Source organism: Streptomyces sp. NPDC048424 (genome assembly GCF_040651555.1).
Classification (GTDB): Bacteria; Actinomycetota; Actinomycetes; order Streptomycetales; family Streptomycetaceae; genus Streptomyces.
In genome coordinates this window covers 356,723-369,248 of sequence record NZ_JBEZKE010000001.1, presented here as the reverse complement: position 1 = coordinate 369,248, position 12,526 = coordinate 356,723, and the positions used below count along the sequence as shown (strand labels likewise).

Genomic DNA, 12,526 nt, shown 5'->3' with positions numbered 1-12,526 from the left:
GCCTGTCCGTGCAATCGTTTGGCCCCTTCCCGCACCCTGCAGCGGGAAGGGGCCATTCGCACGCCGTTCTCGTGCGGGCCGAACGTGATATAGGTCTAAACCAATTCTCGGCTACCCCTTGTCACCTGGGCCGCTGACTGATGAGCTATGCCCGGGGACACAACGGACACCCTGGGAAAGGGAGATGTCGTGAGCAATGAGAGCCTGGCCAATCTGCTCAAGGAGGAGCGGCGGTTCGCACCGCCTGCCGATCTGGCCGCCGCCGCCAATGTGAAAGAGGCTGCGTACGCACAGGCCGACGCGGACCGGCTGGGCTTCTGGGCCGAGCAGGCCCGGCGGCTGACCTGGGCCACCGAGCCGACCGAGACGCTCGACTGGACGAATCCGCCCTTCGCGAAGTGGTTCGCGGACGGCAAGCTGAACGTCGCCTACAACTGCGTGGACCGCCACGTCGAGGCCGGCAACGGCGACCGCGTCGCCATCCACTTCGAGGGCGAGCCCGGGGACAGCCGCGCGATCACCTACGCCGAGCTCAAGGACGAGGTCTCCAAGGCCGCGAACGCCCTGACCGAGCTGGGCGTCGAGGCGGGCGACCGCGTCGCCGTCTACCTGCCGATGATCCCCGAGGCGGTCGTCGCGATGCTCGCGTGCGCCCGCGTCGGCGCCGCGCACTCCGTGGTCTTCGGCGGCTTCTCCGCCGACGCCGTCGCCTCCCGCATCCAGGACGCCGACGCCAAGCTGGTCATCACCGCCGACGGCGGCTACCGCCGCGGCAAGCCCAGCGCCCTGAAGCCCGCCATCGACGAGGCCGTCGCCAAGTGTCCGCAGGTCGAGCACGTGCTCGTCGTGCGCCGCACCGGCCAGGACACCGCCTTCACCGAGGGCCGCGACGTCTGGTGGCACGAGGTGGTCGGCCGGCAGTCCGCCGAGCACACCCCGCAGCCCTTCGACGCCGAGCACCCGCTCTTCATCCTCTACACCTCGGGCACCACGGGTAAGCCGAAGGGCATCCTGCACACCTCCGGCGGGTACCTCACCCAGGCCGCGTACACCCACCACGCGGTCTTCGACCTGAAGCCCGAGACCGACGTCTACTGGTGCACCGCCGACATCGGCTGGGTGACCGGGCACTCCTACATCGTCTACGGGCCGCTGGCGAACGGCGCCACCCAGGTGATGTACGAGGGCACGCCGGACACCCCGCACCAGGGCCGGTTCTGGGAGGTCGTGCAGAAGTACGGCGTCACCATCCTCTACACGGCGCCGACGGCCATCCGTACGTTCATGAAGTGGGGCGACGACATCCCCGCGAAGTTCGACCTGTCGAGCCTGCGCGTGCTGGGCTCGGTCGGCGAGCCGATCAACCCCGAGGCCTGGATCTGGTACCGCAAGCACATCGGCGGCGACCGCTGCCCGATCGTGGACACCTGGTGGCAGACCGAGACCGGCGCGATGATGATCTCCCCGCTGCCGGGCGTCACGCACACCAAGCCGGGCTCCGCCCAGCGCGCCCTGCCCGGCATCTCCGCCACCGTCGTCGACGACGAGGCGCACGAGGTCCCGAACGGCGGAGGCGGCTACCTGGTCCTCACCGAGCCGTGGCCGTCGATGCTGCGCACCATCTGGGGTGACGACCAGCGGTTCATCGACACCTACTGGTCGCGCTTCGAGGGCAAGTACTTCGCGGGCGACGGCGCCAAGAAGGACGACGACGGCGACATCTGGCTGCTCGGCCGGGTGGACGACGTGATGCTGGTGTCCGGCCACAACATCTCGACCACCGAGGTGGAGTCGGCGCTCGTCTCGCACCCCTCGGTCGCCGAGGCGGCCGTGGTCGGCGCCAACGACGAGACCACCGGCCAGGCCATCGTGGCCTTCGTCATCCTGCGCGGCAGCGCCTCCGAGACCGAGGGCCTGGTCGCGGACCTGCGCAACCACGTGGGCGCCACGCTCGGCCCGATCGCCAAGCCGAAGCGGATCCTGCCGGTCCAGGAGCTGCCGAAGACCCGCTCGGGCAAGATCATGCGCCGTCTGCTGCGCGACGTGGCGGAGAACCGCGCGGTCGGCGACGTCACCACGCTCGCCGACTCCTCGGTCATGGACCTGATCCAGAGCAAGCTCCCGGCCGCCGCCGGCAGCGAGGACTGACACAAGGCCCCCACGGGCAGAGGGACCCCACGGGTCAGGCACATCGAAACGGGCACCCGGCGCGTCGCGCCGGGTGCCCGTTTCGCGCATAAAGTGACGATCACCGGATTCACCCTCGCGTGCACCCTGTAAAATATTGAAAGCGTAAAGAAAGACCACAGGGTGCGCCGGGAAGTCTGGTCGGCAATGAGCTTCGCCATGCCGTCCAACCGACCCCGGAGGTGCACCTCGTGGCCGCGCCCAGCCCCACCGACCACCAGAGCCGCAAGCTGCTCGGCCGGCTCTCGCTGCCCGAGCGCCGCTTCGTCGCCGATGCCCTGCGCACCGAGACCGTCGGCGGCATCCTCCTGCTCGCGGCCGCCGTCGCCGCGCTGATCTGGGCGAACACCCCGCCCCTGGCCGACAGCTACCAGGCGGTCCGGGACTTCCACATCGGCCCCAGCTCCCTCGGCCTGGACCTGTCGATCCAGCACTGGGCGGCCGACGGGCTCCTCGCGATCTTCTTCTTCGTCGCCGGCATCGAGCTCAAGCGCGAGCTCGTCGCGGGCGACCTGCGCGACGCCAAGGCCGCCGCCCTCCCGGTGATCGCCGCCATATGCGGCATGGCCGTGCCCGCGCTGGTCTACGTCGTGGTCAACGTCCTCGGCAACGGGGCTATGGACGGCTGGGCGGTCCCGACCGCCACCGACATCGCCTTCGCGCTCGCCGTCCTCGCCGTCCTCGGCACCTCACTGCCCTCGGCCCTGCGCGCCTTCCTGCTGACGCTCGCGGTCGTCGACGACCTCTTCGCCATCATGATCATCGCGGTGTTCTTCACCAGCGAGATCGACTTCCTGGCGCTCGGCGGCGCGCTCGTGGGCCTGGCCCTCTTCTGGTTCCTGCTCCGCCGGGGAGTCCGCGGCTGGTACGTCTACGTCCCGCTCGCGCTGGTCATCTGGGGCCTGATGTACAACAGCGGCGTCCACTCCACCATCGCCGGCGTCGCCATGGGCCTGATGCTCCGCTGCACCCGCAGGGACGGCGAGGAGCAGTCCCCCGGCGAGCACATCGAGCACCTGGTCCGGCCCATCTCGGCCGGTCTCGCCGTGCCCCTCTTCGCACTGTTCTCCGCCGGGGTCTCGCTCTCCGACGAGGCCATCGCGCAGGTGTTCACCCGGCCCGAGACCCTCGGCGTCGTCCTCGGCCTCGTCGTCGGCAAGGCCGTGGGCATCTTCGGCGGCACCTGGCTCGCCGCCCGGTTCACCAAGGCCGAGCTGAACGACGACCTCGCCTGGCCCGACGTACTCGCCGTGGCCTCGCTCGCCGGCATCGGCTTCACCGTCTCCCTCCTGATCGGCGAGCTCGCGTTCGTCGGCGACCCGGTCCTCACCGACGAGATCAAGGCCGCCGTACTGATCGGCTCGCTCATCGCCGCCGTGATCGCGGGCGTCATGCTCAAGCTCCGCAACCGCAAGTACCTGGCGCTGACCGAGGCCGAGGAGCGGGACGAGGACCACGACGGCATCCCGGACATCTACGAGGAGCACAACCCCGAGTACCACCTGAGGATGGCGAGGATCTACGAGGGACGTGCCGCGGAACACCGCCGCAAGGCCGAGCGCGCGGCTGCCGCGGCGCTCCAAACCTCGGCCGGGTCCACCACCGAGGGCGACCGTCCGGCATGATCTGACTGACGACGCAGGACAGCCGCACGGCAGCAGACGACAAAGGGAGAGAGCGATGAGCGCAGTGGACCAAGAGGCGCAGGGAGCCGAGCGCACACTCGGCCAGCTGGTCGCCTCGGCCACCGCCGAGATGTCCGCCCTGGTTCACGACGAGATCGCCCTCGCGAAGGCGGAGATCCGCGAGGACGTCAAGCGTGTGGGCAGCGGCTCCGCCTCCCTCGCCGGCGCAGGTGTGTTGGCGGTCTTCTCGCTTCCGGTGCTGACCTTCGCCGCGGCCTACGGGATCCACAACCTCGGGCTCGGGCTCGCCTGGTCCTTCCTCATCGTCGGCAGTGCGTTCCTGCTCATCGCGGGTGTGCTCGTGCTGATCGCGGTGCGGAAGTTCAAGAAGATCAAGCCGCCGGAGAAGTCCATCGCCTCCGTCAAGCAGACCGCCGCGCTCGTCGGGACCGTCAAGCCGCACCCGCGGCCGGTGAGTGACCAGGCTGTGGGTGTGGCACGCTCGTCCTCATGACAGCGCCCACGCCGGACTCCAGCGTTCCCCCCACGGCTGCCACGGCGGTACGGCTCGACCTCCCCGGCGGGCAGGCGGTGACGCACCGGGACGTCGCCGCCAACGGCGCCCGCTTCCACGTCGCCGAGCTCGGTGACGGGCCGCTCGTGCTGCTGCTCCACGGCTTCCCGCAGTTCTGGTGGACCTGGCGGCACCAGCTGACCGCGCTCGCCGACGCCGGGTACCGGGCGGTCGCGATGGACCTGCGCGGGGTGGGCGGCAGCGACCGCACCCCGCGCGGCTACGACCCGGCCAATCTGGCCCTCGACATCACCGGGGTCGTACGGTCCCTCGGCGAGCCGGACGCCGCACTCGTCGGGCACGACCTGGGCGGGTACCTCGCGTGGACGGCGGCGGTGATGCGGCCCAAGCTGGTGCGCCGGCTCGTCGTCTCCTCCATGCCGCACCCGCGCCGCTGGCGCTCGGCGATGCTGTCGGACTTCGGGCAGACGCGGGCCAGTTCGCACATCTGGGGCTTCCAGCGGCCGTTCGTGCCGGAGCGTCAGCTCGTCGCCGACGGCGGGGCCCTCGTGGGGGACCTGATCCGGGACTGGTCGGGGCCGCGGCCGCCCGAGGAGGAAGACCTCGCCGTGTACCGGCGGGCCATGTGCATCCCGTCCACCGCGCACTGCTCGATCGAGCCGTACCGCTGGATGATGCGGTCCATGGCGCGGCCCGACGGGCTGCAGTTCAACCGGCGGATGAAGCGGCCGGTGCGGGTTCCGACGCTGCACCTGCACGGCTCGCTCGACCCGGTGATGCGGACGCGGAGCGCGGCGGGATCCGGGGAGTACGTCGAAGCCCCGTACCGGTGGCGGCTGTTCGACGGGCTCGGGCACTTCCCGCACGAGGAGGACCCCGTGGCCTTCTCCACGGAGCTGGTGAACTGGCTCAAGGATCCCGAACCGGACCGCTGAGCCGGCCCCCGACCACCCTGTGAAAGTCGGGCAGTTCGCTCATACGCTCGTCTTACGAGCATTCAATTGCCCGGCGCATAGGCCAATTGGCCGCCCCTGACGGGATTACCGACCTTGGGGCCCGGGCACAGCTCGGAGTATGAGCTGGACGCACGACTACGGTGACACCGCGCACGAAAGCCGCTCGGCAGCTACGCCGGGCACCCACGAGAGGGCCGGCCGGCACGGCCACGACCTCCGCCTCGGGATTCCGCGCATCCTGCGCCGCCGGGCCCGCTGGGTCTCGGCGCGCCTGCGCCATCCACGGACGTAGGGCCCCGGCGGGCGCGGCTGCTCAGAGGGCGCAGCCCTGGCTGTTGACCCGCTGGCCGGCGACCTTGCCGTTCTGGATGTCGTCGCGGATCTCGTCCACCGTCAGCGCGTAGCCGGTGTTCGGGTCGTCGAGGGACTTCGCGAAGACGACCCCGTACACCTTGCCCTCGGGCGTCAGCAGCGGGCCGCCGGAGTTGCCCTGCCGGACGGTCGCGAACAGGGAGTAGACGTCCCGTCGGACAGTACCGCGGTGGTAGATGTCCGGTCCGTTGGCATTGATCCGGCCGCGGACGCGGGCGGCGCGGACGTCGTACGCGCCGTTCTCCGGGAAGCCGGCGACGATCGCGTCGACGCCGCTCGTCGCGTCCTTGTCGGTGAACTCCAGCGCCGGCGCCTTCAGCTTGGGCACGTCCAGTACGGCGATGTCGCGCTCCCAGTCGTAGAGCACGACCTTGCCGTCGTAGAGCTTGCCCTCGCCGCCGACCTGCACGGTCGGCTCGCCGACCCCGCCGACGACGTGCGCGTTGGTCATCACCTTGCCGGGCGCGAAGACGAAGCCCGTGCCCTCCAGCACCTTGCTGCAGCTGGGCGCGGTGCCGACGACCTTCACGATCGAGCGCTTGGCCTGCTCGGCGACCGGGCTGATCGCGAGCGCCGGGTCGGGCGCTTTGACCTCGGTGATCGGCTCGTTGGAGAACGGGGTGAACACCTGCGGGAAGCCGTTGCGCGCGAGGGTGGAGCTGAAGTCCATGAACCAGGTGTTCGCCTGGTCGGGCAGCACCCGCGACACGCCGAGGAGCACCTTGGAGTTGCGGACCTCCTTGCCCAGGGTGGGCAGCGAGGTCCCGGCGAGCAGCAGGCCGATCAGCCAGGCCACCAGCAGCATCGCGACCACGTTGACCAGGGCGCCGCCGGTCGCGTCGAGGGCGCGCGCCGGTGACCAGGTGATCTGGCGGCGGACGCGGTTGCCGAGGTGGGTGGTCAGGGCCTGGCCGATCGAGGCGCAGACGATGATCACGACGACGGCGATGACGACCACGGTGGTGGACACCTGGGTGCCGTTGTCCGTCACCCGGTCCCAGATCAGCGGGATGAGGGACACGGCGATGAGGCCACCGCCGAGGAATCCGATCACCGACAGGATGCCGACGACGAACCCCTGGCGGTAGCCGACGATCGCGAACCACACGGCGGCGAGCAACAACAGGATGTCCAGCACGTTCACGTGGGCCACCGTCTCATGCGCGCCAGTCGAGCGGGACCTGGCGCGTGCGGTCCCAGGGGCGCTCCCAGCCCGCGAAGTGCAGGATCCGGTCGATCACCCCGGCGGTGAAACCCCAGACCAGAGCCGATTCGACGGTGAATCCCGGCCCCTGGTGGCCGGCCGGGTGGACGGCCATGACCCGGTGATCGGGATCCGTGAGATCGGCCACGGGAACCGTGAAGACCCGGGCCGTCTCGGCCGGGTCCACGGCGCCGACCGGGCTGGGGGTGCGCCACCAGCCGAGGACGGGGGTCACCACGAACTCGCTGACCGGGATGTAGAGCCGGGGCAGCACCCCGAAGAGCTGGACACCGGAAGGATCAAGTCCGGTTTCCTCCTCGGCCTCGCGCAGCGCGGCGCGCAGCGGGCCGGTGGTGTGCGGATCGCCGTCCTCCGGATCCAACGCGCCACCGGGGAAGGACGGCTGCCCCGCGTGCGAACGCAGGGTGCCGGCGCGCTCCATGAGGAGCAGCTCGGGGCCGCGGGGGCCCTCCCCGAAGAGGACGAGCACGGCGGACTGCCGCCCGCGGCCGTCCTCGGGCGGCAGGAACCGGCTCAGCTGCCGCGGCTGCACGGTCCGGGCGGCCTCGACGACGGGGTCGAGCCAGGCGGGCAGGCCCTGCGTGCTGAGCGCGATGCCGTCGCCCTCGCGGGCTCCCGCCGCCGTCTCGTCCCGTGTACCGCTACCGCGCGTCATAGGCATCCCCGTCCGTGATCTCCCACACCGCCAAACGCGGTGCGGGTACCGATTGGTTCCTCAGGTGCGGCGCCACTGCGGGGGCCGTCCGGAGCGCTCAGGACGGCGCCGGAGCGCCCCCCAGCGGCAGCGCGGGGAGGCCCGGGTAGTCCGGGGGCGGGGTCAGCCGCTGGCCCGGCTGACCGCCCTTCTCGTACTTGAGCAGCTTCCGCGCCTTCTCCGGGTCCGTCTCGCCCTCCCCGTACGCCGGGCAGAGCGGGGCGATCGGGCAGGCCCCGCAGGCCGGCCGCTGCGAGTGGCAGATCCGGCGGCCGTGGAAGACGACGCGGTGCGAGAGCATCGTCCACTCGCTCTTCGGGAAGATCGCGCAGATCTCCGCCTCGACCTTCTCCGGGTCCTGCTGATCGGTCCACTTCCACCGGCGCACGAGCCGGCCGAAGTGGGTGTCGACGGTGATCCCGGGGACGCCGAACGCATTGCCGAGGACCACGTTCGCGGTCTTGCGGCCCACTCCGGGCAGGGTCACCAGGTCCTCGAGCCGGCCCGGCACCTCCCCGCCGAAGTTGTCCCGCAGGGCCTGCGAGAGGCCGAGCAGGGACTTGGCCTTCATCCGGAAGAACCCGGTCGGCCGGATCAGCTCCTCCAGGTGCTCGGGAGCGGCCGCGGCCATGTCCTCGGGGGTCGGGTAGGCGGCGAAGAGGGCCGGGGTCGTCTGGTTCACCCGCAGGTCGGTCGTCTGCGCGGAGAGCACCGTCGCGACGAGCAGCTCGAAGGGATTGCGGAAGTCGAGTTCCGGATGGGCGTACGGATAGATCTCGGCCAGCTCGCGGTTGATGCGCCGCGCCCTGCGCACCATGGCCAGGCGCGATTCCGGCTTGGCCGGCTTGGGTTTCTTGGCCGAAACTTTGCCCTGGGGGGTGGCTTCCCCCCTCCCGGACACCGCCTTGGGGGCTTGTTCGCCCACGGCTGAATTTCGGGGCGCCGTCACTCCTGCGGACCCCTTGGCCTGTGCTCTCACCGGCTTATTGGACACCCGGCCAGCCTAAGGCCGGCCGCTGACACCCGCCCGGACCTCAGGTAACACCACTCCGATTGGCCTCTCGCCGCACAGCACGGCCGTCCGTCCGGCATCCTTGTGATTGATCGCACTGTTTGAGCCGTCCGGCAAAATGGGGAGCACGGTCCCCGTGAGCTGGTCGACATAGGAGAGAGACTCGTGGACGACGTTCTGCGGCGCGCCCCGCTCTTCGCGGCGCTCGATGACGAGCAGGCCGCGGAGCTCCGCGCCTCCATGGGCGAGGTGACCCTCGCACGCGGTGACGCCCTGTTCCACGAGGGCGACCCCGGCGACCGGCTGTACGTGGTGACCGAGGGCAAGGTGAAGCTGCACCGCACCTCCCCCGACGGCCGCGAGAACATGCTGGCCGTCCTCGGCCCCGGCGAGCTGATCGGTGAGCTGTCGCTCTTCGACCCCGGCCCGCGCACCGCCACCGCCACCGCCCTGACCGAGGTCAAGCTGCTCGGCCTCGGCCACGGCGACCTCCAGCCCTGGCTCAACGCCCGGCCCGAGGTCGCGACCGCGCTGCTGCGCGCCGTCGCCCGGCGCCTGCGCAAGACCAACGACCAGATGTCCGACCTGGTCTTCTCCGACGTTCCCGGCCGTGTGGCGCGGGCGCTCCTCGACCTGTCGCGCCGCTTCGGCGTGCAGTCGGAGGAGGGCATCCACGTGGTGCACGACCTCACGCAGGAGGAGCTCGCGCAGCTCGTCGGCGCTTCCCGCGAGACCGTGAACAAGGCCCTGGCCGACTTCGCGGGCCGCGGCTGGCTCCGCCTGGAGGCGCGCGCGGTGATCCTGCTCGACGTGGAGCGCCTGGCGAAGCGCTCGCGCTGACGCCGGTCCCGGCTGTTCGGAGGGGTCCTGCCCGATGGGGCGGGGCCCTTTCGCATGTCCAGGACAACCCCCCGCGCCTCGAACACCGGCCGGGCCTTACGAGGCACAGTGGAGGCATGGAGCACAGAGGGCTGGACACGGACGGCTGCTTCGAGCGCGAGGGCTCCCTCGGGCAGGTCCCGGGCGCGTTCGCGGCCGTCGTCGCGGCCGCCCGGGGGCGGATCCGCGACGCGTACGGGCGGCGGCTGCACAGCGCGTACCTGTACGGGTCCGTGCCGCGCGGGACGGCCCGGCCCGGGCGCTCCGACCTCGACCTCCTGCTGGCCCTGCACCACGAGCCCGCCGGCGAGGACCGCGACGCCGCCGAGGTGCTGGCGCGCGGGCTCGACGAGGACTTCCCGGAGGTCGACGGCGTCGGCATCCTGCTGTACGGCAAGGACACCCTGCTGAGCGAGGCGGAACGATTCGACCTGGGCTGGTTCCTCGCCTGCCTGTGCACGCCGCTGCTCGGCGCGGACCTGGCCGAGCACCTGCCGCGCTACCGTCCGGACAGCCTGCTCGCGCGCGAGACCAACGGCGACCTGGCCGACGTACTGCCCCGGTGGCGCCGGCGGCTGCGGGAGGCGTCGACCCCGGACGAGCACCGGAGGCTGTGCCGGCTCTTCTCACGGCACCTGGTGCGCACCGGCTTCACGCTGGTCATGCCCCGGTGGGGCGGCTGGACCAGCGACCTCACCGAGTCCGCGGAGGTGTTCGGCGGCTACTACCCGCAGCGCGCGGACCAGATGCGCGCCGCGGCCGCCGCGGCACTCGACCCGGTGGCCGACCCGGCCGTGCTGCGCGCGTACGTCGAGGACCTCGGGCCCTGGCTCGCGGACGAGTACACGGCCCGGCACGGCACGAAGACCCCGCGGGTGGCCGGCGGGGGAAGGACCTAGGACTTCCGGGCTTCGGCCAGGGCCTCGACGGCCAGCTTGGCCTCGGCCAGGCCCGCGCCGGTGATCCGGCGGTAGGCCTTGATCGCCGAGATCTGCCGGTCCTCCCCGAGCAGGGCGCGCACCTCGTCCATGCCGGCCGGCTCCGGCTCCTCGATGCCGAAGTGGTCCAGCAAGAGGGCCATGCGGCGCTCCGTCCGGTCCGCCTGCAGCTGGAGGCTCTTCACGCGCAGCGACACCGTCGACGTGATCCATCCGGCTGTGCCTATCAGCATGACGAGCAGGAACACGGTGTTCATTCGGGCCCTCCCGGGATCAGTCCGTGATCTTGAAGGTACTCGAGCTGCGCCCGGACGGACCATTCCGCCGCCGGCCACAGGGAGCGGTCCACGTCCGCGTAGACCTGGGCCACGACCGCCTCGGGGGTCACGAAGCCGTTCTCGACGGCGGTCTCGACCTGGGCGAGCCGGTGCGCGCGGTGGGCCAGGTAGTACTCGACGGCCCCCTGCGCGTCCTCCAGGACCGGCCCGTGCCCCGGAAGGACGGTGTGCACCCCGTCGTCCACGGTCAGCGAGCGCAGACGCCGCAGGGAGTCCAGGTAGTCGCCGAGCCGGCCGTCGGGGTGGGCGACGACGGTGGTGCCGCGGCCGAGGATGGTGTCGCCGGTCAGCACGGCCCGGTCGGCGGGCAGGTGGAAGCAGAGCGAGTCGCTGGTGTGGCCCGGGGTCGGGACCACCCGCAGCTCCAGCCCGCCGGTGCGGATCACGTCCCCGGCGGCCAGGCCCTCGTCGCCGAGCCGCAGGGCCGGGTCCAGGGCGCGGACCTTGGTACGGGTGAGCTCGGCGAAACGCCCCGCGCCCTCGGCGTGGTCGGGATGGCCGTGGGTGAGCAGGGTGAGCGCGATCCGCTTGCCGGCCTGTTCGGCGGTGGCGATGACCGCCCGCAGGTGTGCCTCGTCCAGCGGGCCGGGATCGATGACGACGGCGAGGTCGGAGCCGGGCTCGGACACGAGCCAGGTGTTGGTGCCGTCCAGGGTCATCGCGGAGGCGTTGGGGGCCAGGACGTTCACCGCGCGGGCCGTGGCCGGCCCGGAGGTGACGACCCCGCGGGGGTGTCCTGGCAGTGCCACGGCGTCGCTCATGCGGTGCCTCCCGGACGGCCGAGGCGGACCCGCTTGGTGAACTCGTCGTGGCCCGGCCAGCTGAGCACCACCTCGCCGTCCTCCAGCACGGCCTCGGCCAGGACCGGGGTGAGGTCCTGGGCGGCCGCCCCGGTGAGCGCGTCGGCGGCGCTCCCGTACGGCTCCAGGGAGCGCAGGGTGGAGATGGTGGGCGGCATCATCAGCAGCTCGCCCTTGTCGTAGCCGGCGGCCGCGTCGGCCGGGCGGATCCAGACGGTCCGGTCGGCCTCGGTGGAGGCGTTGCGGGTGCGCTGGCCCTCGGGGAGGGCGGCGACGAAGAACCAGGTGTCGTAGCGGCGCGGCTCGAACTCCGGGGTGATCCAGCGCGCCCACGCCCCGAGCAGGTCGGAGCGCAGCCGCAGGCCGCGGCGGTCGAGGAAGTCCGCGAAGGACAGCTCACGGGCGACCAGGGCCTGCCGGTCGGCCTCCCAGTCGTCACCGGTGGTGTCACCGACGACGGTGTCCGCGCTCTCCCCGGCGAGCAGGACGCCCGCCTCCTCGAAGGTCTCCCGTACGGCGCCGCACACGATGGCCTGGGCGGTCAGGACGTCCGTTCCGAGCCGGTCCGCCCAGTCCTGCTGCGAGGGCCCCGCCCAGCCCACCTGGTGCTCCTCGTCGCGGGGGTCGACCCCACCGCCCGGATAGGCGTACGCGCCCCCGGCGAAGGCCATGGAGGCCCGTCTGCGCAGCATGTGCACGGCGGGACCGGCGGGGGTGTCGCGCAGGAGCATGACGGTGGCGGCGCGGCGTGGTGGCACCGGGGTGAGGGAACCGTCCGCGAGCGCGCGGATGCGGTCGGGCCACTCCGGCGGGTACCACTGGCCTCCGGCGGGAGGCTGCTGCTGACCATGCTGACCATTCGGCATGGCCGGATGCTACGGCCATCCGGCCCGATGTTCGAGGGTCACCCGTCGCCGACGCCGCGTCCGGGCCCGCGGCCCGGCGTCCTGTGGCTTCGCCGCAGG

Annotated in this window: 13 protein-coding genes; 7 read left to right on the top strand and 6 right to left on the bottom strand. The window is 71.8% G+C overall.

Annotation, left to right across the window (positions count from 1 at the left end; translation table 11 throughout):
- The first annotated feature begins 147 nt into the window (after positions 1-147).
- The 5 genes from acs to AB0D29_RS01825 all read left to right on the top strand — a co-directional run bounded on the left by acs (position 148) and on the right by AB0D29_RS01825 (position 5,595).
- Complete coding sequence (gene acs / locus AB0D29_RS01845; RefSeq protein WP_362851677.1) at positions 148-2,148, top strand: acetate--CoA ligase; 2,001 nt, start codon at positions 148-150, stop codon at positions 2,146-2,148.
- Between the two features lie 230 nt (positions 2,149-2,378).
- The gene (gene nhaA, locus AB0D29_RS01840) at positions 2,379-3,812 is read left to right on the top strand and encodes a Na+/H+ antiporter NhaA (protein ID WP_362851676.1); all 1,434 of its coding nucleotides are present in this window, start codon (positions 2,379-2,381) and stop codon (positions 3,810-3,812) included.
- Positions 3,813-3,867: 55 nt separating this feature from the next.
- Complete coding sequence (locus AB0D29_RS01835) at positions 3,868-4,326, top strand: phage holin family protein (protein ID WP_362851675.1); 459 nt, start codon at positions 3,868-3,870, stop codon at positions 4,324-4,326.
- A complete protein-coding gene (locus tag AB0D29_RS01830; RefSeq protein ID WP_351286374.1) occupies positions 4,323-5,282 on the top strand; it encodes an alpha/beta hydrolase in 960 nt (319 codons plus the stop codon). The genes AB0D29_RS01835 and AB0D29_RS01830 overlap by 4 nt, the downstream gene beginning before the upstream one ends.
- 139 nt (positions 5,283-5,421) lie before the next feature.
- On the top strand, positions 5,422-5,595 hold the full coding sequence (locus tag AB0D29_RS01825; RefSeq protein ID WP_362851674.1) for a hypothetical protein: 174 nt from the start codon (positions 5,422-5,424) through the stop codon (positions 5,593-5,595).
- Positions 5,596-5,616: 21 nt separating this feature from the next.
- Here AB0D29_RS01825 and AB0D29_RS01820 read toward each other — a convergent pair whose 3' ends face one another.
- From AB0D29_RS01820 to nth, 3 genes are all read right to left on the bottom strand, one after another.
- The gene (locus AB0D29_RS01820; RefSeq protein WP_362851673.1) at positions 5,617-6,819 is read right to left on the bottom strand and encodes a MarP family serine protease; all 1,203 of its coding nucleotides are present in this window, start codon (positions 6,817-6,819) and stop codon (positions 5,617-5,619) included.
- A 13-nt stretch (positions 6,820-6,832) separates the two neighbouring features.
- The gene (locus AB0D29_RS01815) at positions 6,833-7,555 is read right to left on the bottom strand and encodes a CoA pyrophosphatase (RefSeq protein WP_362851672.1); all 723 of its coding nucleotides are present in this window, start codon (positions 7,553-7,555) and stop codon (positions 6,833-6,835) included.
- A 97-nt stretch (positions 7,556-7,652) separates the two neighbouring features.
- Positions 7,653-8,495 (bottom strand): endonuclease III, encoded by an 843-nt coding sequence (nth, locus tag AB0D29_RS01810; protein ID WP_362851801.1) that lies wholly within the window; start codon positions 8,493-8,495, stop codon positions 7,653-7,655.
- 276 nt (positions 8,496-8,771) lie between these two features.
- On the opposite strand from nth, the gene AB0D29_RS01805 reads away from it, so the two are divergent.
- Both AB0D29_RS01805 and AB0D29_RS01800 read left to right on the top strand, forming a co-directional pair.
- Positions 8,772-9,446 (top strand): Crp/Fnr family transcriptional regulator, encoded by a 675-nt coding sequence (locus AB0D29_RS01805; protein ID WP_003981529.1) that lies wholly within the window; start codon positions 8,772-8,774, stop codon positions 9,444-9,446.
- 116 nt (positions 9,447-9,562) lie between these two features.
- Positions 9,563-10,384, top strand: coding sequence for a nucleotidyltransferase domain-containing protein (locus AB0D29_RS01800; protein WP_362851671.1), 822 nt, complete (start codon positions 9,563-9,565; stop codon positions 10,382-10,384).
- On the opposite strand, the gene AB0D29_RS01795 is transcribed toward AB0D29_RS01800, so the two are convergent.
- Genes AB0D29_RS01795 through AB0D29_RS01785 form a run of 3 tightly spaced genes read right to left on the bottom strand, consistent with a single transcriptional unit; the run spans position 10,381 to position 12,427 of the window.
- Positions 10,381-10,680, bottom strand: coding sequence for a hypothetical protein (locus tag AB0D29_RS01795; protein ID WP_362851670.1), 300 nt, complete (start codon positions 10,678-10,680; stop codon positions 10,381-10,383). The two genes, AB0D29_RS01800 and AB0D29_RS01795, sit on opposite strands and share 4 nt — an antisense overlap.
- A complete protein-coding gene (locus AB0D29_RS01790; RefSeq protein WP_362801086.1) occupies positions 10,677-11,522 on the bottom strand; it encodes an MBL fold metallo-hydrolase in 846 nt (281 codons plus the stop codon). Before AB0D29_RS01790 ends, AB0D29_RS01795 begins: the two co-directional genes overlap by 4 nt.
- On the bottom strand, positions 11,519-12,427 hold the full coding sequence (locus AB0D29_RS01785) for an NUDIX hydrolase (protein ID WP_362851669.1): 909 nt from the start codon (positions 12,425-12,427) through the stop codon (positions 11,519-11,521). The genes AB0D29_RS01790 and AB0D29_RS01785 overlap by 4 nt, the downstream gene beginning before the upstream one ends.
- Positions 12,428-12,526 lie beyond the last annotated feature (99 nt).